Genomic DNA, 19,810 nt, shown 5'->3' on the forward strand with positions numbered 1-19,810 from the left:
CGACCAACGGTCGATACCCACCGTGCAGGAGGGTCGATACCCACCGTGCAGGAGGGTCGATGCCCCCGCGCAGGAGGAGTATTGCCCCGGGAGGTAGGCCACGACCGTTGGCCGTGGCGCACGGATCAATACAGCTCGCGCTGCAGCCCCAACGTGGCCAGCACCTTGCTGGAAATCTCCTCGATCGAGGTGTGGGTGGTGCTCAGCGTCGGGATCCGCTCCATCTGGAACATCACCTCGGCCGCGGCCACCTCGCGCTTGCAGGTCTCCAGGTTGGCGTAGCGCGAGTTCGGGCGGCGCTCCTGGCGGATCTGCTGCAGCCGGTCCGGGTCGATGGTCAGGCCGAACAGCTTGCGCCGGTAGTTGCGCAGGCGCGGCGGCAGGCGGTCGCTTTCCAGGTCCTCGTCGGTCAGCGGGTAGTTGGCCGCACGCACGCCGTAATGCAGGGCCAGGTAGATGCAGGTCGGCGTCTTGCCGGCGCGCGACACCGCCACCAGGATCACGTCGGCATCGTCGTAGTTCACCGCGATACCGTCATCGTGGGTCAGGGCGAAGTTCATCGCGTTGATGCGGCGGTGGTAGGTGTCGAAGTCGACCATGCCGTGGGCCTGGCCGACCCGGGCCAGGCGCGGGCTGGCCAGTTCACGCTCCAGCGGCTCGATGAACGGCGCGAACACATCCAGCATCAGCGCCCCGCTGTCGGCCAGGATCAGGCTCAGGCTCTGGTCCACGCAGGAGTTCACCACGATCGGCCGGACCTGGTACCGCTCCCCTGCCGCCTGGATCCGGGCACAGGCTTCACGCGCTTTTTCGGGGTCGTCGACAAACGACATGCGGTCGGTAATGAAGCTGAACCCGGAGAACTGGGTGAGCAGGCTATGCCCAATGGTTTCAGCGGTGATACCGGTTCCATCGGAAACGTAGAACACCGGGCGGATGGTCGACATGCGCGCTTTTACCCCCTACGAAGCTTAAAAAGGCCGCCAGCACAAGCTTGTGCCGACAGTGGTCTGCCCGGCATCATATCGGCTTCTTCCTACGGACGCGGCCACTCAGCCCGCCTCGGGCGATGGCCAAACGGAGCATCGCGCTTGAACGAGAACATCCTGTGGTTGCACGAACTGCGTCTGGCCGATCTGGCCCGCGTAGGCGGCAAGAATTCGTCCTTGGGCGAGATGATCGGCAACCTGGCCGGTCTGGGCGTTTCGGTGCCGGGCGGTTATGCCACCACCGCTGAAGCCTTCAAGGACTTCATCGCGCACAACGACCTGTCCAAGCGCATCTTCGACAAGCTGGCCACGCTGGACGTCGAGGACGTCAACGCGCTGACCGCCGCCGGCAAGGAAATCCGCAGCTGGGTGATCGATGCGCCGCTGCAGCCGCAGCTGGACCAGGACATCCGCACCGCCTACGCCAAGCTGAGCGCCGAAAACGGCGGCGGCGACGTGGCCGTGGCCGTGCGTTCGTCGGCCACCGCCGAGGATCTGCCGGATGCCTCCTTCGCCGGCCAGCAGGAAACCTTCCTCAACGTCACCGGTGCCGACGATGTCGTGCACAAGGTCAAGGAAGTGTTCGCCTCGCTGTACAACGACCGTGCGATCGCCTACCGCGTCCACCACGGCTTCAAGCATGAGGACGTGTTCCTGTCCGCCGGCGTGCAGCTGATGGTGCGTTCGGGCGTCGGTTCCTCCGGCGTGCTGTTCACCCTGGACACCGAGTCCGGCTTCCGCGACGTGGTGTTCGTCACCTCTTCGTTCGGCCTGGGCGAAATGGTCGTGCAGGGTGCGGTCAATCCGGACGAGTACTACGTCTACAAGCCCACCCTGCAGGCCGGCAAGCCGGCGATCCTGCGCCGCTCGCTCGGCAGCAAGGCGATCCGCATGGTGTATTCGGATGTCCCGGGTGAGCGCGTCAGGATCGAGGACACTCCGGTCGAACTGCGCAACACCTTCTCGATCAGCGACGAGGACGTGCAGGAACTGTCCAAGCAGGCGCTGGTCATCGAAAAGCACTACGGCCGCCCGATGGACATCGAGTGGGCCAAGGACGGTGTCAGCGGCAAGCTGTTCATCGTGCAGGCGCGCCCGGAAACGGTGAAGTCGCGCAGCCACGCCACCCAGATCGAGCGCTTCGCGCTGACCGAAAAGGGCGGCAACGTGCTGGCCGAAGGTCGTGCCGTCGGCGCCAAGATCGGTTCGGGCGTGGCCCGCGTGGTCAAGACGCTGGACGACATGAACCGCGTGCAGCCGGGCGACGTGCTGATCGCCGACATGACCGACCCGGACTGGGAACCGGTGATGAAGCGCGCCTCGGCCATCGTCACCAATCGTGGTGGCCGCACCTGCCACGCCGCGATCATCGCGCGCGAGCTGGGCGTGCCCGCCGTGGTCGGTTCGGGCAACGCCACCAAGGTCATTGAAGATGGCCAGCTGGTCACCGTCAGCTGTGCTGAAGGCGATACCGGTTTCATCTACGAAGGCAAGCTCGGCTTCGAGCGCACCACCACCGATCTGGGCAACATGCCGCCGGCCCCGCTGAAGATCATGATGAACGTGGCCAACCCGGAACGTGCCTTCGACTTCGGCCAGCTGCCGAACGCCGGCATCGGCCTGGCCCGCCTGGAAATGATCATCGCCAGCCACATCGGCATCCACCCGAACGCGCTGCTGGAATACGACCGCCAGGACGCGGCGACCAAGAAGAAGATCGATGAGAAGATCGCCGGCTACGGTGATCCGGTCAGCTTCTACGTCGACCGCCTGGCCGAAGGCATCGCCACCCTCACCGCCTCGGTTGCACCGAACCCGGTGATCGTGCGCCTGTCGGACTTCAAGTCCAACGAGTACGCCAACCTGATCGGCGGCAGCAACTACGAGCCGCACGAAGAGAACCCGATGATCGGCTTCCGCGGCGCCAGCCGTTACGTCGACCCGAGCTTCTCGGCCGCCTTCGCGCTGGAGTGCAAGGCCGTGCTGCGCGTGCGCAACGAAATGGGCCTGGACAACCTGTGGGTCATGATTCCGTTCGTGCGCACCCTGGAAGAAGGCCGCAAGGTCGTCGAGGTGCTGGAACAGAACGGCCTGAAGCAGGGCGAGAACGGCCTGAAGATCATCATGATGTGCGAAGTGCCGTCCAACGCACTGCTCGCCGATGAGTTCCTGGAGATCTTCGACGGCTTCTCGATCGGCTCCAACGACCTGACCCAGCTGAGCCTGGGCCTGGACCGCGACTCTTCGATCGTTGCGCACCTGTTCGACGAGCGGAACCCGGCAGTGAAGAAGCTGCTGTCGATGGCGATCAAGGCAGCGCGTGCCAAGGGCAAGTACGTCGGCATCTGCGGCCAGGGCCCGTCCGATCACCCGGATCTGGCCGAATGGCTGATGCAGGAAGGCATCGAGTCGGTGTCGCTGAACCCGGACACCGTGGTCGATACCTGGCTGCGCCTGGCCAAGCTGAAGGCCAACGGCTGATGCCGTGATGGCCACGGGCTGACGTCGTGTTCATCGGCGTCGGCCGATACTGCTGCTGCATGCAAGCCCCGCCTCTGCGGGGCTTCGTGTTTCTGGCGTGCACGCACGCCCTGCCCCACGCAGACACCGTTTCTCAGCAAAGGACTTCCGCATGATCGCCGCAGCAGCACCCGCCGCCCCCGCCGCAACGCCCTGGTTCCACTCGCTCGACTGGGAACGCCTGCTGGAAACCTACGGCGTGCCGTTGCTGGCCGCGATCGTGGTGCTGCTGGTGGGCCTGTGGGTGGCACGTCGCTTGTCCAATGCAATGCCGCGCGCCACTGCGCGCATGGGTGTGGACCCGATGCTGGGAAGCTTCCTGCGCAACGTGGTGTATGCCGCCTCACTGGTGATCGTGGTGGTGCTGGCCATCGGCACGCTGGGCGTGCAGATCACCCCGCTGCTGGCCGTGCTCGGCACCGCTGGCCTGGCGGTCGGTCTGGCATTGAAGGATTCGCTGTCCAACATCGCCTCGGGCGTGATGCTGGTGACGCTGCGTCCGTTCCGCGTGGGCGATGTGGTCACCGTGGCCGGCCAGACCGGCACGGTGCGCGAAGTGCGCATCTTCCAGACCGTGCTTACCGGCGCCGACAACCAGCACACCACCATTCCGAACACGCTGATCACCGCCGCGCCGATCATCAACCTCACCGCCGAGCCGACGCGCCGCGTCGAACTGGTGATCGGCATCGGCTACGAAGACAACATCCAGCTGGCACGCGACACCGCGCTGGCGCTGATGAAGGCCGATCCGCGTGTGCTGCAGACCCCCGCACCGGACGTGGTGGTCTACGAACTGGGCGCACACGCCATCAACCTCGGCATCCGCTGCTACGTGAAGTCGGCCGACTGGTTCGGCACCAAGGTCACGCTGCTGGAGCAGCTGAAGCTGGGCTATGACAAGGCCGGCATCAACATTCCGTATCCGCAGCAGGACATGCACCTTTACCTGCATGGCAAGGATGGTGGCGTGGTTGAGGCCGACGCGCTGGTGCGCGACAAGCCGTGATCCGGCAGTGGAATGCCGGCCAGCGGCCGGCACTACCCCTCGCCGCCTGACTGAAATGCCGGCCAGCGGCCGGCACTACCCCTCGCCCACTGGTAGTGCCGGCCGCTGGCCGGCAGCCTCCAGAATCAGGCAGCGACGCTCTCTTCCAGCGCCGGGTAATCAGTGAAACCCTCCGCACCACCGCCAAAGAACGTGGCGCGATCCGGCGGATTCAGCGTCGCACCCGTACGCAGGCGCTCGGGCAGATCCGGGTTGGCGATGAACGGCCGGCCGAAGCCGATCAGGTCAGCCCAGCCTTCGGCCAGTGCCTGCTCGGCGCGCTCGGCGGTGTACTTGCCGGCGTAGATCAGCGTACCCGGGTAGACCATGCGCAGCGCCTGCTTGAACGCCACCGGCATCGGCGGTGCATCGTCCCAGTCGGCCTCGGCAATGTGCAGGTAGCCCACCCCCATCTCACCGAGCAGGTGTGCGGCAGCCAGATAGGTCGCCTGCGGCGTATCGTCCACCGCCCCCTGCAGCGTAGTCAGCGGCGCCAGGCGCACGCCCACACGCTCGCCACCGGCAACCTCGACCACCGCCTGCACCACCTCGCGCAGGAAACGCAGGCGATTCTGCAGTGAGCCGCCGTAGGCATCAGTGCGCTGGTTGGCCTGCGAATCGATGAACTGGTTGATCAGGTAGCCGTTGGCGCCGTGCAGTTCCACACCATCAAATCCCGCGGCCAGCGCATTGCGCGCAGCCTGCGCGTAATCGGCGACGATGCCCGGAATCTCGTCCTCGCGCAGCGCGCGCGGCATCGAGTGCTGGATCATCTCGCCCACACCGGCTTCGGGACCCGCCCCAGTCGGGTCGACGAACACTTTCACGCCTTCGGCGAGCAATGCCGAGGAAGACACCGGCGCCGCGCCATCGGGCTGCAGGGCCACATGCGAGACACGGCCGACGTGCCACAGCTGGGCGTAGATGCGGCCACCGGCGGCGTGCACCGCATCGGTCACCTGCCGCCAGCCCTGCACCTGCTCGGCGCTGTGGATGCCCGGGGTCCAGGCATAGCCCTGGCCCTGCTGGCTGATCTGGGTACCTTCGCTGACGATCAGGCCGGCGCTGGCGCGTTGCGCATAGTAGGCGGCCATTTCCGCGGTGGCGACGTTGCCATCGGCGGCGCGCGAGCGGGTCATCGGCGGCATCACGATGCGGTTGGGCAGCGTCAACGCACCCAGGCGGTGGGGGGTGAACATCATGGCGGCAATCTCTTGCGGGGGGAGTGCCGCAAAGGATGGGGATGCCGGCTGCCAGGCAACAGGCATGCACTGGCAAAACAATTGTTCCCTCGAGGCAAGGATCACCCGCCACGAGGGCTCATCCACGCATGGCGTGGCTCTACTCCAGCCTTGGCTCGATCTTCACCGCGCCATGCGCCACGCGGTCATAGCAGGCGCGCACCACATCTTCCCCGTACTTCAGCTCGAGCCGGCGCACGATGAAGTGCCCGCGCGCCATGTCCTGGTAGTAGTCGGTGAACATGGTATTCAGTGTTGCACCCGCGGCAGCACCGACGATCGGCACCGCCTGTGCGGCGAATTTCTCGGTGACCACCACGCCGAAGCGCGCCGCCACCTTTTCCACCATCTTCGCCAGCAGCTTTCCAGCTTCTTTCGGTGCCACACCCAGGGTCAGGTCGCGGCCGGTCACCACACGCCCAGCCAGTTCGGCCGAAAGATGCCGCATCACGTCGGTGGTGAAGCCTCGGGCCAGGTAGTAGCCGGTCTCGCTGGCGTCGTCGCGCGGCGAGTTGCCACCGAGCGCGAACACCTCCAGGCACGCCTGCCGGGTGCTGAACTCGGACAGGTCGAAGCCCTCGCTGCGGGCCACGTCGGCCACGGCGCGCATCATGATGGTGGTCGACACCGGCAGTTCGATAAACAAGGCGGCAAAGCCGAAGGCCCCGCCGACCGCCCCCGAGGTGGCTGCCGCCAGCTTGTGCCAGCGGGTGGACGCCCCCTTGCCGGGTGTGTTGTCCATGCTCCACAGCGCCGCCTGCGCCGACTTGGTCAACGCCGCCTGCACCGCACCGTGGATGCGGTTGGAGACCGAGCTGGGCAGCGCCTTCACCGCGAACTCCAGCGGCGTGCCGACCAGGTTGGCCATGCGCGCGGTGAGGGTTGGCGCTTCCAGCAGGGCCACCGCCCGCTGCAGGTCGGACCAGTCGCGGGCGTCGTGGGCAATATCGCGGGGGAGCAGGATGGGCTCGTTCATGGCGCCGATCTTAGCGCCGGGGAGTTGAACGGTTCGTCGCGAGGCACGACAGAGGGGTCAGAGCCCTTGCCGCGGGAAAGGGGTTCGGCCCCGACGCCTTGCCGGCCAGCGGCCGGCACTACCAGTTCGCGTGTCACCCGGTCGCGCCGGGCCTTGCCCGGCGTTGTTGTTCAGGCCGTGGGCAAGCCCGACAGCGCGCCCATGAACTGGCGGTAATGGCGCAGCTCGGCGATCGAGTCGTGCACGTCGCTCAGCGCGGTGTGGTTGCTGTTCTTGCCGACGCCGGCGGCCACGCTCGGCGCCCAGCGCTTGGCCAGCTCCTTCACCGTGGACACGTCCAGGTTGCGGTAATGGAAGTACTTCTCCAGGCGCGGCATCTGGCGGTGCAGGAAGCGGCGATCCTGGCAGATCGAGTTGCCGCACATCGGCGAAAGGCCGGCCGGGATCCACTGCGCCAGGAAGTTTACCGTCTGCGCCTCGGCCTGGCCGAGGGTGGTGGTGCTGTCCACCACGCGCTGCCACAGGCCCGAACGACGATGCTGGTTGCGGTTCCACTCGTCCATCGCCTCCAGCGTTTCCAGCGGATGATGGATGGCGAATTCCGGACCTTCGGCCAGTACGTTCAGCTGGGCGTCGGTGACCACGGTGGCGATCTCGATGATCGAATCGTTGTCGGTGTCCAACCCGGTCATTTCCAGGTCGATCCAGATCAGTCGTTCGTTGGCCGCGCCGGTGTCCGCCATTGTGTCGCCTCGTTGCTGGGCAGGCGCGCGGCCTACCGGTGAAGGAAAGAGGCGCCCATCATACCCGTTCGCCCCTCAGCCCTCGCCGACGTGGTCTTCCAGCAGCAGCGGCGGCTTGCCACGCTTGGCGCGGAAATAATTGGTCAGGCGCGTACTGGCTTCCTTGGCCAGCACCCCGCCGTGGATCTCGACCCGGTGGTTGTGGCGGGCATCGCCGAGCAGGTCGAACACGCTGCCGCACGCACCGGTCTTGGGGTCGCTGGCGCCGTAGACCAGGCGCGAAACGCGCGCATGCACGATCGCCATCGCGCACATCGCGCACGGCTCCAAGGTCACGTACAGCGTGCTGCCAAGCAGGCGATGGTTGGCGAGCAGCTTTCCACCGGCCCGCATGGCCACGATCTCGGCATGCGCACTGGGGTCATGCGAGGCAATGTTGAGGTTCCAGCCCTCGCCCAGCAGCTGGCCGTCGGCGCCCACCAGCACCGCCCCGACCGGAATCTCGTCGAACTCACGCTGCGCGCGCTCGGCCAGGGCCAGTGCATGGCGCATCCAGTGTTCATCGGCGTCGTGCACCGGTACACCCAGGACATCGGTCATGGCGGTTCTCGCTTTTCAACTGGGCCAGGATGGCCGCCGGGGGCGCATTGTACGCCCGGGACCGTGCAGGCGCCGCTAGCGCGCGTCGAAGCGCTCGCGGGCCGCATCGAGCGCCGGGAAGTTGTGCTCGGCCCAGCGATCCAGGGCGGACAGCGTCTCGACCAGGCCGCGCGCGACCTCGGTCAGGCGGTACTCCACATGCAGTGGTTTGCTGCCCCGGTCACACCGCTCGACCAGCCCATTGCGCTCCAGCTGGCGCAGGGTCTGGGTCAGCACCTTCTGCGAGATGCCTTCGATCTTCCGCAGCAACGCGCCGTTGCGAAGCGGGCCCTGCGCCAATGCCGGCAGCAGCAGCATCACCCACTTGCCTGAAATCAGCGCAAGCGCATCGCGTGCCGAACAGTCGGCGGCATAGACATCCCCGGGAAAGGCCATGGTTACCTCAAGGTGCGTAATTGCCGGCGCATGCCGGCACCGCGAGGATGGTCGCACACTCGTCGAACACCTCGCCCCATGCGCGCCCTGATCCTGCTTGCCCACCCCGAGCCCCGCTCCTTCAATGCACATCTGGCCGCTCAGGCCGCCGAGCAGCTGCGGCATGACGCGCTGCAGGTGGACGTGGTCGACCTGTATGCGGAGGGCTTCGATCCGCTGGAAGCGGCTGACCACCATCCGCATCGCCTGCATCCCGGCCACTTCGACGCCCAACGCGAACAGCGGCACAGCGCCGAGCAGGGCCAGCTGCCCGTCGATGTGCAACATCACCTGCAACTGCTGCGGGCCGCAGACCTGCTGATCCTGCAGTTCCCGCTGTGGTGGTTCGCGGCGCCGGCCATCCTGAAGGGCTGGCTGGACCGCGTACTGGTGTACGGGCCGATGTACAACAGCCGCCTGCGTCACGAGCACGGAGCGATGCGCGGCAAGCGTGCGTTGCTGAGCGTCACCACCGGCTCATCGGCACGGGCCTGCGCAGTCGACGGCCGCGAGGGAGATACCCGGTTGCTGCTGTGGCCCTTGATGTACAGCCTGCGCTACGTCGGCTTCGACGTGATGGAACCGCACGTGGTGCACGGCGTGCGTTCCGGGCTGGCACCGGAGCGCGTGCTGGCCCACGACGAGGCACTGGCTGCAGCAACCCACCACTACCGCGAACGCCTGGCGCAATGGCCGCAGTGGCCCACCGTGCCCTTCAACGACAGCAGCGATTTCGAGGACGGCATTGCGCTGCGCGCGGAGGCCACTACCTACAGCCCCTTCATCCGCCATCGCAACGCCGGATGAATCCACATCTGCGCGCTGGATCGGGACGCGCCATACTACGCACTCTTTGCAAGCACCTTGGCGAACCCATGACCACCCTCCGCCCCTCTCGCGCCGACGACGGCGCCGCTCTTGTCGACCTCTGGCGCCGCGCCGTCGACGCCACCCACGACTTCCTCAGTGCCGAAGACCGCCAGGCCATCGATGCCGAAGTCGCCGGTTTCCTGCCGCAGGCGCCGATGACCGTTGCTGTCGATGCGCAGGATCGGCCGCTGGGCTTCATGCTGATCGATGGCACGCACATGGAAGCGCTGTTCATCGATCCGGACGTACGTGGCACCGGCATCGGCCGGCAACTGCTGCAGCACGCTCTGACCCAGCATCCGCAGCTGAGTACTGACGTCAACGAACAGAACGCACAGGCCGTCGGCTTCTACCTGCGCATGGGCTTCGTCGAAACCGGACGTTCACCGCTGGATTCGCAAGGCCGTCCGTATCCGCTGATCCACCTTCGGCACAACGGCTGACATCCGTCGGCAGCAGCCACGTGCTAGCGTGGCTGCTTTCGACCAAGGAATGCCGCATGGATGGTGCAAAAGCCCTGTTGACCCTGTTTGCGCTGGGCATCAGCCTGGTCTGGATCCTGGTGCCGTTCGCCATCTTCGCCGTGCGCAACCTGCTGCGTGAAGTACTGGTCGAGCAGCGCCGTACCAATGAACTGCTTGAACACATCGGCGGTTACCGCATTCCGAAGCCGCAACCCGAACCGACCGTCTGGCGCGCGCCCTGAGCAGAAACGTGCCAGGCCCGGATCAGGCCGTCGCCTCGAAGGCCGGTGAGTACTGCACTTCGCCCTGTGCCAACGGAGGCTGCAGGCAAAGTGCCTGGAAGTACTCCGGCGGCACACCCGGCAGCACCAGGCCCGGCTCGGCACAGAAGCCGAAGCGACCGTAATAGGCCGGCTCGCCCAGCAATACACAGCCATGTGCGCCCTGCTGACGCAGTGCTTCAAGTGCGGCATGCATCAGGGCCGCACCGATGCCCTGCCCCTGCCAGGCGGGCAATACCGAAATCGGCCCCAGGCCAAACCAGCCCGTGCTGCCATCGCTGATCGTCACCGGCGACACCGCCACATGGCCGATCACCTTCCCGTCCATCTCGGCCACCAGCGAAACGCTCAGCTCCCCGCGCGCGCGCAGGGCGTCGACGATGAACTGCTCGGTACGGCTGCTGTGCGCAGCGTTCCGGAACGCGGCCTCGGTGAGTGCATGGAGGGTGGCGTGATCATCAATGGCTTCGGCACGGATGGTGTAGTTCATGGCGTAATGCTCGCTTGCGTGAGAGTCGCGTGAATTGGCGACCGTTGTCACAAATTGACGGCGAAATGTCGAACGCGAAGCGCAATCGCCTGGCCGACCCCGAATCGCCTGTGCCGCAATCGATTCGGCGACGCTCCCGAACGCTGAATGCGTCAAAATTCCGTCGCGGACACCTTGCCGTAGCTGGCGCCAGGTTTCCAGAACACTCCATAATCGATAAACCTGTCACCAGGGAAGGATATATGGACACGGACGCACGATGCAGGATGCCGCCATGGATGTAGCCACGCCGACACGCGATGGACGCCATCTGGTACCGATGGGCCTCTTGATGGCGCTGACGGCCTGCTCGCCTTACGCGGACGCAGAGCGTGACGTCGCCGCAGGTGGACGCGGCCTGGCCAAGCTCAACCCGTCACCGCAGCAGGGCTACGAGCTGGTGCTGACACTGAAGGATGCCCCCGGTCCCTTCGCGGTGGTCGAGGGCGTTGCCCAGTACGACGTCAGCAACCACAGGGACTGCGGCCGGGTCCTGTGGGCGACCGGTACCGCCAGCCGTATCACCAGCCAGGAGTTGGTGGAACTACACAAGGTCGACGAGAACGAATACCGCGGTACGTTCTACCTCGACCGCATGCAGGACGAGGATTACTACGGGCGTGGCGTCTGCCATTGGACGTTGACGGGTGTCGGTGCGATGTTGCGCGCTACGACCGGCGAGGCGAATACGCGATTCCTTACGTTCGTCGACAAGGAGCGCATGGAGAGCGACTCACCTCTTACGCTTTATTACCCAAACCTTATCTATCCGCGCGCCGACACTGTCGCCAACTTTGGCGCCAGTGGCGAGGAAGATCCGTCGGGGTACAGCGAAGATCTGCGCGACGCGCTGTTCTCAACCACCACCACTGTGCAGAAGCTCGTGCCATGAGCTGCCAGTTCAACAACCCCTACCCCCAAGGAGGCCGACATTGCGCCACAAGATGATTCCGTGCCTTGCTCTGCTTCTATTGACCGCCTGCAACCCGGAGACCGCCATGAACCAGGAACGTGCCGCTGCTGAAGCCGATGTCGCCCAGGGCGGGCGCGGCCTCGCCAAGCTCAACCCCACCCCGCGCAAGGCCTATGAGCTGGTGCTGCGCCTGAAGGATGCCCCCGGCGATTTCGCACTGGTCAAGGGCGTAGCGCAGTACGACGTCACCAACGAGGATCAGTGCGGCCACATCGAGCCGGCCACCGGCACAGCTGCACGTATCACCAGCCAGGAACCGGTGGAGCTGCGCAAGGTCGCTGAGGGCGAGTACCGCGGCACGCTATATGTGGACCGCATGCTGGATGAGGACTACTACGGTCGTGGCGTCTGCAAGTGGGAGTTCACCGGTGCCGGGGCAATGCTGAAGGCGACGGGTGCCGAAGAAGAGACCCGCTTCCTCACCTTCGTCGACGCCAAGCCGCTGACCGAAGGTGGCGCCCATACGCTCTACTATCCGGATCTGGTCTATCCGAAGGCAGATCGCGTTCCCAACTTCCCAGCCAGTGGCGAGCCCGATCGCAGCAACTACGCCGCTGATCTGCAGGACAAGCTGTTTACGATCACCCTCTCCGCAAGTGAGGTCGCGCCGTGACCATCACCTCTCAGGACTACGCCGCGTTATCCAATGACGCCTACAAGGATCGGGCCGTCGGCCGACGTGAACCCGGCCAAGAAGAAAAAGTCACGTTAAACGGCCATGAGTACAAGATACTTGAGCATGTCAACAATCGTCTCAACGGCTATCAGGGCACCGTCTATCAGCGCGTAGACACCAAAGAGATCGTCATTGCGCATCGTGGCACCGAGCAGATCGCTCGCGATGCGATTCTGACCGACGGCGGCATGGTGGTTGCGCGCACCAACGTGCAGGCGCCTGACGCGATTGCTTTGACACAGAGGACGCTCGAAGGCGCCGCGCTTCAATCCCGCTTGAACGGTGTGCCCGCGCCCCAGGTCACCGTCACCGGTCACTCCCTCGGCGGCGCTCTTGCCCAGATCACCTCGCACCACTTCAACGTCAAGGGCGAGACATTCAATGCCTACGGCGCGGTCAGCCTCAGCTACCGCATTCCGGAAGGCGGCAACACCATGATCAACCACGTCATGGCCTCCGATCCGGTCAGCGCCGCGTCACCGCATTTCGGCCAGGTACGCATCTATGCCAAGCCCGACGAGATCAAGACGCTCGCGGCAAACGGCTTCAGCAATCACGCCCTGCGTGATCTGATTCCGGACCGGCCGATCATTGCGGCGACCAGCTCGTTCGGCGCGCACAAACTGGGCAACTTCCTCGACGAAGGCTCGGTGCTGAAGCACCCGGAAACGCAGAAGCTGGCGAAAGACAACGCCAAGATGATCGAGGAGTATCGCGACGACGTCGAGTCACTGCGTCGCGGCGTCACCCGCGCGGCACGCGGCATCCCGGGCGGCGCCATCGATCTGTACGACCACATCCGCGGCCCGCTGCAGCCCGGTGAACCGGCACGCCGCGAAGCGGAGAAGAATGGCCATCACACCAGCATGCTGCGCATGGACGATGCCAACCATCTGGGCAACCCGCTGTTCAACGACGCGATCCGCGGCGTGCACGCACATGACGTGCGCGTTGGCCGCGTGCCGGACGTGATGAGTACGCAGCTGGCGGGCAGCCTGGCGGCGGAGATGCACGCTGCAGGCGGCAAGCGCATCGACGAAGTGGTGATGAACGCCGATGCCTCGCGCAGCTTCGCCGTGCAGGGCCAAGGCGGTGACCCCGCCCACCTTCGCGTGTCGGTGGATACGGCAGTGGCGATGAACACGCCGCTGGAACAGAGCAGCCAGCGCATCGACCAGCAGGCTGCAGGCCAGCGCCTTGCGCTGGAGCGCGACCAACAGCTGGAACAGCAGCAGCATCAGACCCGCAGCCTGCAGGCCTGATGGACAGCGCGGGAGCCGGTCATTCCGGCTCCCGCCTCAGCACCGTGACTCAGGGGCTGGTGGCCGCGACCGGCGCAGATGCACTGGCGGTCACGAACAGATCCGGCCCGGAATCCGGGAAGCCGCCGCAGGCGCGATCGCCCGGCGCGACCGGATCACACGGCCACTGGCTGCGCGGGACCTTGTCGCGCAACTCGAAGCGATCGCCGGTCCAGACCACGAAGGCGAGATGCTCGCGGTTCCAGTCACTGAACGCACGCGCCCCACCCTTCGGCACCGTCTCCGGATACTGCACGAACCAACGCATGGCCGGCCCGAACTGCAGCTTGCTGTGATCCAGCGTGAGCCTGCCCCCACGCGCCAGCTGGCGTGCGCGATCCGCCTCGGTCACCTGTGGCACGGCCGGCATCGCTTCGGCGGTAACATCCCTCGGCGGCGCATCGCCACGCACCTGGTACACACGCTGGCCCACATAGGCCTCGCGGCAGCTACCCGCTGGCACACGTACCGGCTCCGCGCTGAACTCATCGCGGTTGGCGACCTGGTCGCTGCAGGTGAACGGCGCGGAGACCAGGTAGAACGTGCTGTCGGCGTCGCGCCCTTCCAGCGAGCGCACCCAGACGTCGCCCATCCGCACGATGAAGTCCGGGCGCTGGCCGTACCCAGGCACCGCCTTGAACCAGGCCTTCTGCTGTACCTCTCGCTCGCGCCAGTTGCGCGGCAGGTGGATGTCCTGCTCGGGCAGCGCAACCAGCAGAGCGGCCAGATGCGCCGGCATGGTGCCCTGGCAGGCGCCGGTCAGCAGGTCGCCCAGGGTCGCCAGTCGCCCGGCCAGATCCACCGGGCAGCGCGCACCGAGCGCCCGCTCGGCCGCCCGTTCGGGCGGCAATGGCACGATGGCCAATGCGGGCGGTGCGGGTGCTACCGCCGGAACGGTTCGCTCGACGGTGGCAGGCGGTGCCGTTCCTGCGGGCGCATCAGCGATCGCCTGTGCCGCGGCGGGCGTTTCCGCGACGGGCGGCGCTGTCTCCTGAGCCTGTGCCGAGGCTGCGGCAAGTCCAAGTGACAGCAGCCAGAGCGGCGGCAGGCGGCGCGCGGATGCATTGCAGCGGGCAGCGGCCTGCAGGGCATTCAAGGGAACGATTCGCATGTGGTGTCCTTACGGGTGGGTTTCCATGTCGGCGCCACAGGGCGCCACGCGTCGTACGCAAAACAACGGCGGGCACCCTGCCCGCCGGCACCAAGTGCTACAGGGATCGAGAACGCTGCTCCTGCTCGCGGGCGAGCGCGGCCGTCGGATCCTGCTGCGCAACGCTGGCCGCCAACTGCTGGCTGCTCTGCGCCAGTGGCTGCTGGGAGGCCTGCTCCCGGTCAACAGACGCACGCAGCATGGCCGGATCACCCAGCGCGCCCTGCACTGCAAACAGCGTACGGCCGTCGTTGCCCGCCAGCAGATGATCGATGCGCGACAGGCCGGCCTTCTGCGCCCCCAGCGCCAATGCGCCAGCGGTATTGTCGAGCTCCTGTGCACTGCGCAGTCCACTTTGCGACCCCATCTGCCGCAGGTGCTGGCGCGCATCCTCGAACAATGCGTTGCCGGGCTCACCGGCATGCGACATGTCGCGTGCAACGATCTGCGCCGGCGCACCGACTTCGCCGCGATCCAGTCGCGCCATCACGTCCGGCGTCAACTTCTGCTGCCAGACCTCAAATCGTTGCCGGCGCGCCTCGATGCCATTGAGCGCGCCGTTGAGCGCATAAGTTGCTTCGCGCACATCATGGCGCGCCCCCTCCGGCACCCGTGTCTGCCACTGCCATACGGCAATACGGCCTGCGTGCTCGGGCTGCGCTGCCAGCTCCGGGTGATTCACCAGGTCCAGATCCAGCGCCTTGCCGGCACGCTCGTAATTCTCCTTGCCGACCAATGGCAGATAGCCGCGGCCGTGGTACTTCAGCGCGTCACCAGGCGCGTCGTTGCCCATGCGCCCGCCGTACATCAACTCAGCCAGGTTTTCCGGGCGACCACGCAGCGCTTCCTGGCGGGCGCTCTCCAACGCGGCGTTGCCATTGCGCCACGCAGCCTCCACCGGGATCTGCGAGATTCCCCGGGTGAAGTTGAAGCTCTCGTTGAGCCGGCTCAAGCCGCGCGACTCGTGCCCTGCCTGGGCCATGAAATTGGCCAGTTCAAGCGGGGAGTCGATGCCGGCTTTGGTCGCCTGTCGCAACAGCTGCGACTCTCTATCGGTCGACACAGTGCAACTCCTGAATCTTCATCAGCGCGGATTCCCTTCCGCCGGTTGGAGCTTGGCTCATGGAAGCGACACCTCGGCAACACTGGATGGGTCGAAGTCCTCGAACCTCACCCTGCCCAGCTCCGCCGCCGAGTAATCCCGGATGTTGGTCGCTTCGGTCTCGATATCCACGACCTTGCGTCTCACCCCGTCAACCCAGCAGGCCTTGTCCGCGGGCGCATAGCGGAACCGGTAGGTGCTGCTCCAGCGCTCGCGGCTACCGCCGTTGGTGATCACGCTGAAGGTGCCCTTCTCGACCATTGCATACGCAAAAGGGTCGCCGGCCAGGCCACCTCGGGTGGAACACGGCACCAGCTTGTCGTTGCGCGCGGCCAGCTGCCAGCGCCCGCGCCCATCACCGCGCAGCAACAGCAGCACCCGGTTTGGCCCGTGCTGGCCGGGCACCAGCCCTTCCGGCGTCGGCTGGTCGATGACCAGCAGCTGATACTCGATGCCATCGCCGTTGAGTTCGCCCCTTACGGCTTCCAGCAGGTTCGCACCGGACGGAACAAATGCCAGGGCATCGTCCATGTGTGCGCCAACCCTGTCTTCCATCCCCTCCCACTCCTTCAATGTGGTCATGCCGATACCCGCCTCCCTGCCCAGCCGGAACGCGTTCCGGCTTATCCGCGCCTGCGCGGACAGGAATCATAGCCTTGCGTACGGCAAGACCGCGATGATGGCGAGCGTCACCCGACGCAGGGGCTGACAGCGTCCTCATTGGACGGAAGAACCCCTGCATTCGGCGGCACTGGCGCGTCATTTTCATGACGCGTGGGGAGCTTACCGCGAGGCGTTCTGCCGCGTCGAAGTGCGAGGAAATCGAAAAGCGGAATTGATCACAGAAAACGGGGCTTAGCGTGAATGGCGCCTTACCTAATGAACAGATCCGCCGTGCAGGCCGTTCTGGCGATCCCGCATTGTCCCTGCGGCAGCTGCTTCCATGCCGCCTTCGCGTTGCATTGCTGCATCGCGACAATGACCGCTCCCTGTTCGGACATGGCGGTGGCGACGCTGGTGGTTTCAGTGCCCAGGCCCGCGTGGGCGACCGCCACGCATTGCGCCTGGAACAGGGTCGCCAACGTACATTCGCCTTTCCCGAACTCCTTGCACTCCTTCATGGATGCACGCTTGGCCTTGCCCCGCGAGCGCATCGAGTTGCTGATGAAGGTGTCGCCGCGGGCATCCATCGCCACGCCACGCACGGTCTGCGCCCAGTTGGGGCGATTGTTGTACGGGGAGCCTGAGCTGCTCACCGGAATGGGCGCACAGCCCTGTACACCCTGGCCACCGATGGGATACATGCCCTGCGGGCAATTGCCTTCGGCAAGCGCGGTGAACGGCAGCAGGCCTGCAATCAGCAGGCACGGGAGAAAAGCGAGGTGGATTCGTTTCATGGGGAGACCCATTCCTTTGCTGCCCATTGTGAGGGGTGGGATGACCTGAGCGGACGATCGTTGCCCACTGTCGATGCTGGAGCCAAGAGAACAAACGGAGCTGCGCCCAAACACATGAAGCTTTCCGCCGCCATCGCGAGTTGCGCTGACTACCAGTCCGACAATCCGATCAACGGGTCAGAATGACTCATAGACCGGCTTCGTACAGTCCTCGTATGCAACCTGACACGCCTTTCCATCGGTGTCGACGCACGACTGCTGGGCAAACTTCCGCGCTTCGGCGGAGTCCTTGGCGCTGGCAAAACCGGCGCGGGAAGCCCCGCCCTGGCTATTGGGAACCTACCATGCAACGCACTGGTTTCTATACGTGTAGATGACTCGGCAATCGGAAGCACCGCGCCTACCGTAGTCTGCCAGAGCAAACTGCTCCGCGTTCTCCTTGCTCGGCCGGCCCGTCGCAACACCGGCATCTGCGGTCGCGTCGGACGACGCAATTGCCCCCCACGTCTTATGCCACTGACCCGCGGGCCCGGGTTCGCGGGCAGTTACCCCTGCCCCAGGAATCGGGGCGCACCCACCAACCCCTTGATCGCCGATGGGGTACTGGCCGGACGGGCATCGGCCCTCGGCACTGGCGTTGCTGGCAACAAGTAATGCAGCGAACAGCAGAGCAGAAATCACGAAAGCTGAATCACCACGCAGAGATTTGAAGTCGGCCATTGCCTTGAATCTCCGTGTGATGTCACAACCGATCAGTCTTGCTGGAAGAACGGCTTGGTACAGTCAGAATGGAAAACGGAGCAAGCCTGACTTCCCAAATCCTTGCAGTCCTTGATTGCCCGCTCCTGCGCCTGTTCTTTCGTCGCCCCGGTGTTGAATCTCATGCCATTGTCCGGTCGTGCAGCCCGGACAACCGCATAGCACTGGTTGTAGTAGGTAAAAACGACTGTGCAGTCGGTAGCTCCGCCCTGCCGGCATCGCTCGACCGCTTGGCGCTCTGCCGAAGCCTTGGCCTGATGCCCAGTGGCCGAACCTGCATCTCCTCCAGGCGAGCTGGCGACAGCACCCCATGTCTTGACCCAATACCCGGGATTCTCCTGCGGGGCGCTCTGAGCCGCGCCGGGTATGGGTGCGCAGCCACCAACGCCTTGGTCGCCAATCGGGTACTGACCCGGAGGGCAGCGCCCTTCAGCGAACGCCGAACTGACGTGCACAGAGCCCAGTAGGATCAGGGACAAGCACAGATGCTTTAGAGAGGCGCTTACGTTCATCAACTGAATCTCTAGTTTCCATGACTCGGATTTGCCGCACCACGCTGACCGGGAACCGCTGAACCCGGGCCTCCGGTTCCATCAAACATCTTCCCCATCGCCGACTGCTGACCATGGGAGTTTGGGCCAGAAGACGACTCCGGAGCCGCCGGCGGCGGAGCCGACATGCCCGGCGGACGACCATCGGCACTCGGCGAGGCACTTGCACCACCGCCTATCTGCGAATATGCCATGAAGGTGCCCAGGGTACCCTGGAAGAACATCGCTGCCATTGGGGGTGTAGTCAGGATCAACGCGGTGAGGATCAGGCCCATGCCTCCCTGCTGCATTGCCTGGCTGGTCATGCCGTCGGACATGCTTTCCTTGAGGATGAATTCCTGCACCAGCGCTGTGGTCCAGAAAGTGGCCGCCACACGTACCACCATGTCCAGTGCGATGGAAACCATCGCTGCAAGTACGGCCATGGAGAACATCGTGCCAATGCCGTAGAACAGCCAACGTTGGAACAACTGCTTGGTCTGGTCGAACAACAGGCAGAGGATGAACAGGGGGCCAAAGCCGATGAACAGCGCCATGGCGATTTCATACAGCATCAGCATCGCACCAGCGGTGATGGCTGGACCTGCGGTGCCCATGCCGATGAAGAACAGTGCCCGCTTCTTGTCCTCCAGCAGCTCCCCGTCATTCATGATCTGGATGGCGTCGATACTGGAAAGCGCCACCTGCATCCATGCCAGGCTCTTGTCGATCTGAGCTTCGGGTGACTCGTTCGAGCCTGTCACGACCTTCGTGATTTCTGCCTTGACGTCGTGGGTGAGGAAGCTCTGAAGGTTGGTGCCGAAAGCGCCCATCGTGGTGGCCGCGCTGACGATCAACGCCGCACGCGCCATATTGGTCACCAGCACCATCATTGAGTCCCGGCTGCGGCCGGTCACGATGCGGAAGCCCTGCACCAGCACCCACAGGGTCATGAGCGTGAGGGCGATGCCGCCGACCCACTGCATCATTTCCCCCATCATGTCGATGCCGAACTTGTTTATCTTGCTTCGCAGGAAGTCGAAGATGAACTTGAAGAACACGAAATCCCCGATCGATTGGACACGTGCAACGTGCCCCATCAAATCCTGGAATCCGCCATTGAAATCAAAATTGGCAATCGACCTGATCATTTCCGCAATCCCTTGATGTATCCCTACCGGACAACC

At 65.0% G+C, this 19,810-nt stretch carries 22 protein-coding genes; 8 read left to right on the forward strand and 14 right to left on the reverse strand.

The genetic code is table 11. The features are described from left to right. Window positions 1–125 precede the first annotated feature (125 nt). A complete protein-coding gene (gene ppsR, locus AC5P6S_RS04585; protein WP_005410097.1) occupies window positions 126–947 on the reverse strand; it encodes a posphoenolpyruvate synthetase regulatory kinase/phosphorylase PpsR in 822 nt (273 codons plus the stop codon). Window positions 948–1,091: 144 nt separating this feature from the next. Here ppsR and ppsA point away from each other — a divergent pair, with 144 nt between their 5' ends. Together ppsA and AC5P6S_RS04595 are read left to right on the forward strand one after the other, a co-directional pair. Then, window positions 1,092–3,470, forward strand: coding sequence for a phosphoenolpyruvate synthase (gene ppsA, locus AC5P6S_RS04590; RefSeq protein WP_005410098.1), 2,379 nt, complete (start codon window positions 1,092–1,094; stop codon window positions 3,468–3,470). A gap of 151 nt (window positions 3,471–3,621) precedes the next feature. Next, window positions 3,622–4,518: a mechanosensitive ion channel family protein gene (locus AC5P6S_RS04595; RefSeq protein ID WP_005410099.1), complete on the forward strand. Its 897-nt coding sequence runs from the start codon at window positions 3,622–3,624 to the stop codon at window positions 4,516–4,518. 125 nt (window positions 4,519–4,643) lie between these two features. Here the strand turns inward: AC5P6S_RS04595 and AC5P6S_RS04600 are convergent, their stop codons facing one another. From AC5P6S_RS04600 to AC5P6S_RS04620, 5 genes are all read right to left on the reverse strand, one after another. Beyond that, window positions 4,644–5,759: an alkene reductase gene (locus AC5P6S_RS04600; protein ID WP_012480623.1), complete on the reverse strand. Its 1,116-nt coding sequence runs from the start codon at window positions 5,757–5,759 to the stop codon at window positions 4,644–4,646. Between the two features lie 139 nt (window positions 5,760–5,898). Further along, window positions 5,899–6,774, reverse strand: a complete 876-nt coding sequence (locus AC5P6S_RS04605; protein WP_024958433.1) for an EcsC family protein — start codon at window positions 6,772–6,774, stop codon at window positions 5,899–5,901. A gap of 170 nt (window positions 6,775–6,944) precedes the next feature. Beyond that, entirely contained in the window at window positions 6,945–7,517 is a 573-nt protein-coding gene (orn, locus tag AC5P6S_RS04610; RefSeq protein ID WP_005413827.1) for an oligoribonuclease, read from the reverse strand. 75 nt (window positions 7,518–7,592) lie between these two features. Beyond that, window positions 7,593–8,117, reverse strand: coding sequence for a tRNA adenosine(34) deaminase TadA (gene tadA / locus AC5P6S_RS04615; RefSeq protein WP_005410103.1), 525 nt, complete (start codon window positions 8,115–8,117; stop codon window positions 7,593–7,595). 75 nt (window positions 8,118–8,192) lie between these two features. Then, window positions 8,193–8,552: a winged helix-turn-helix transcriptional regulator gene (locus AC5P6S_RS04620; protein WP_005410104.1), complete on the reverse strand. Its 360-nt coding sequence runs from the start codon at window positions 8,550–8,552 to the stop codon at window positions 8,193–8,195. A gap of 78 nt (window positions 8,553–8,630) precedes the next feature. On the opposite strand from AC5P6S_RS04620, the gene AC5P6S_RS04625 reads away from it, so the two are divergent. The 3 genes from AC5P6S_RS04625 (at window position 8,631) to AC5P6S_RS04635 (ending at window position 10,167) form a co-directional block, all read left to right on the forward strand. After that, on the forward strand, window positions 8,631–9,398 hold the full coding sequence (locus AC5P6S_RS04625; protein WP_049396624.1) for an NAD(P)H-dependent oxidoreductase: 768 nt from the start codon (window positions 8,631–8,633) through the stop codon (window positions 9,396–9,398). Window positions 9,399–9,466: 68 nt separating this feature from the next. Beyond that, a complete protein-coding gene (locus AC5P6S_RS04630; protein WP_012480626.1) occupies window positions 9,467–9,904 on the forward strand; it encodes an acetyltransferase in 438 nt (145 codons plus the stop codon). Between the two features lie 56 nt (window positions 9,905–9,960). Next, window positions 9,961–10,167: a hypothetical protein gene (locus AC5P6S_RS04635; protein WP_005410107.1), complete on the forward strand. Its 207-nt coding sequence runs from the start codon at window positions 9,961–9,963 to the stop codon at window positions 10,165–10,167. Window positions 10,168–10,189: 22 nt separating this feature from the next. Here the strand turns inward: AC5P6S_RS04635 and AC5P6S_RS04640 are convergent, their stop codons facing one another. Further along, window positions 10,190–10,696, reverse strand: coding sequence for a GNAT family N-acetyltransferase (locus AC5P6S_RS04640; RefSeq protein ID WP_012480627.1), 507 nt, complete (start codon window positions 10,694–10,696; stop codon window positions 10,190–10,192). A gap of 274 nt (window positions 10,697–10,970) precedes the next feature. Between AC5P6S_RS04640 and AC5P6S_RS04645 the strand changes: the two genes are divergently transcribed. Genes AC5P6S_RS04645 through AC5P6S_RS04655 form a run of 3 tightly spaced genes read left to right on the forward strand, consistent with a single transcriptional unit; the run spans window position 10,971 to window position 13,646 of the window. Continuing rightward, window positions 10,971–11,627 (forward strand): hypothetical protein, encoded by a 657-nt coding sequence (locus AC5P6S_RS04645; RefSeq protein WP_227415585.1) that lies wholly within the window; start codon window positions 10,971–10,973, stop codon window positions 11,625–11,627. A 40-nt stretch (window positions 11,628–11,667) separates the two neighbouring features. After that, window positions 11,668–12,321 carry a hypothetical protein gene (locus AC5P6S_RS04650; RefSeq protein ID WP_012480629.1) on the forward strand — a complete coding sequence of 218 codons (654 nt, stop codon included), beginning with the start codon at window positions 11,668–11,670 and terminating at the stop codon, window positions 12,319–12,321. After that, window positions 12,318–13,646 (forward strand): XVIPCD domain-containing protein, encoded by a 1,329-nt coding sequence (locus AC5P6S_RS04655; RefSeq protein ID WP_049396621.1) that lies wholly within the window; start codon window positions 12,318–12,320, stop codon window positions 13,644–13,646. The genes AC5P6S_RS04650 and AC5P6S_RS04655 overlap by 4 nt, the downstream gene beginning before the upstream one ends. Window positions 13,647–13,695: 49 nt before the next feature. Here AC5P6S_RS04655 and AC5P6S_RS04660 read toward each other — a convergent pair whose 3' ends face one another. From AC5P6S_RS04660 to AC5P6S_RS04690, 7 genes are all read right to left on the reverse strand, one after another. Then, entirely contained in the window at window positions 13,696–14,796 is a 1,101-nt protein-coding gene (locus AC5P6S_RS04660; protein WP_495204487.1) for a hypothetical protein, read from the reverse strand. Between the two features lie 97 nt (window positions 14,797–14,893). Then, a complete protein-coding gene (locus tag AC5P6S_RS04665; protein WP_088429386.1) occupies window positions 14,894–15,898 on the reverse strand; it encodes an XVIPCD domain-containing protein in 1,005 nt (334 codons plus the stop codon). Window positions 15,899–15,955: 57 nt separating this feature from the next. Beyond that, a complete protein-coding gene (locus tag AC5P6S_RS04670) occupies window positions 15,956–16,492 on the reverse strand; it encodes a hypothetical protein (RefSeq protein WP_005410114.1) in 537 nt (178 codons plus the stop codon). A gap of 317 nt (window positions 16,493–16,809) precedes the next feature. Further along, entirely contained in the window at window positions 16,810–17,361 is a 552-nt protein-coding gene (locus tag AC5P6S_RS04675; RefSeq protein WP_012480633.1) for a DUF4189 domain-containing protein, read from the reverse strand. A 312-nt stretch (window positions 17,362–17,673) separates the two neighbouring features. Continuing rightward, a complete protein-coding gene (locus AC5P6S_RS04680; RefSeq protein WP_077684470.1) occupies window positions 17,674–18,054 on the reverse strand; it encodes a DUF4189 domain-containing protein in 381 nt (126 codons plus the stop codon). 32 nt (window positions 18,055–18,086) lie between these two features. Continuing rightward, window positions 18,087–18,605 carry a DUF4189 domain-containing protein gene (locus AC5P6S_RS04685; RefSeq protein WP_043034651.1) on the reverse strand — a complete coding sequence of 173 codons (519 nt, stop codon included), beginning with the start codon at window positions 18,603–18,605 and terminating at the stop codon, window positions 18,087–18,089. 11 nt (window positions 18,606–18,616) lie between these two features. Beyond that, window positions 18,617–19,774 (reverse strand): TrbL/VirB6 family protein, encoded by a 1,158-nt coding sequence (locus tag AC5P6S_RS04690; protein WP_495204488.1) that lies wholly within the window; start codon window positions 19,772–19,774, stop codon window positions 18,617–18,619. Window positions 19,775–19,810: the final 36 nt, after the last annotated feature.

Source organism: Stenotrophomonas sp. YJH_SMC_119, assembly GCF_059368315.1.

Coding starts and splice junctions, on each gene's coding strand:
- AC5P6S_RS04595 (WP_005410099.1), top strand. CDS start 3,622: ATGATCGCCGCAGCAGCACCCGCCGCCCCCGCCGCAACGCCCTGGTTC.
- AC5P6S_RS04625 (WP_049396624.1), top strand. CDS start 8,631: ATGCGCGCCCTGATCCTGCTTGCCCACCCCGAGCCCCGCTCCTTCAAT.
- AC5P6S_RS04600 (WP_012480623.1), bottom strand. CDS start 5,759: ATGATGTTCACCCCCCACCGCCTGGGTGCGTTGACGCTGCCCAACCGC.
- AC5P6S_RS04635 (WP_005410107.1), top strand. CDS start 9,961: ATGGATGGTGCAAAAGCCCTGTTGACCCTGTTTGCGCTGGGCATCAGC.
- AC5P6S_RS04680 (WP_077684470.1), bottom strand. CDS start 18,054: ATGGCCGACTTCAAATCTCTGCGTGGTGATTCAGCTTTCGTGATTTCT.
- tadA (WP_005410103.1), bottom strand. CDS start 8,117: ATGACCGATGTCCTGGGTGTACCGGTGCACGACGCCGATGAACACTGG.
- orn (WP_005413827.1), bottom strand. CDS start 7,517: ATGGCGGACACCGGCGCGGCCAACGAACGACTGATCTGGATCGACCTG.
- AC5P6S_RS04660 (WP_495204487.1), bottom strand. CDS start 14,796: ATGCGAATCGTTCCCTTGAATGCCCTGCAGGCCGCTGCCCGCTGCAAT.
- AC5P6S_RS04605 (WP_024958433.1), bottom strand. CDS start 6,774: ATGAACGAGCCCATCCTGCTCCCCCGCGATATTGCCCACGACGCCCGC.
- AC5P6S_RS04670 (WP_005410114.1), bottom strand. CDS start 16,492: ATGGAAGACAGGGTTGGCGCACACATGGACGATGCCCTGGCATTTGTT.
- AC5P6S_RS04645 (WP_227415585.1), top strand. CDS start 10,971: ATGGATGTAGCCACGCCGACACGCGATGGACGCCATCTGGTACCGATG.
- AC5P6S_RS04630 (WP_012480626.1), top strand. CDS start 9,467: ATGACCACCCTCCGCCCCTCTCGCGCCGACGACGGCGCCGCTCTTGTC.
- AC5P6S_RS04690 (WP_495204488.1), bottom strand. CDS start 19,774: ATGATCAGGTCGATTGCCAATTTTGATTTCAATGGCGGATTCCAGGAT.
- AC5P6S_RS04685 (WP_043034651.1), bottom strand. CDS start 18,605: ATGAACGTAAGCGCCTCTCTAAAGCATCTGTGCTTGTCCCTGATCCTA.
- AC5P6S_RS04640 (WP_012480627.1), bottom strand. CDS start 10,696: ATGAACTACACCATCCGTGCCGAAGCCATTGATGATCACGCCACCCTC.
- AC5P6S_RS04675 (WP_012480633.1), bottom strand. CDS start 17,361: ATGGGCAGCAAAGGAATGGGTCTCCCCATGAAACGAATCCACCTCGCT.
- ppsR (WP_005410097.1), bottom strand. CDS start 947: ATGTCGACCATCCGCCCGGTGTTCTACGTTTCCGATGGAACCGGTATC.
- AC5P6S_RS04620 (WP_005410104.1), bottom strand. CDS start 8,552: ATGGCCTTTCCCGGGGATGTCTATGCCGCCGACTGTTCGGCACGCGAT.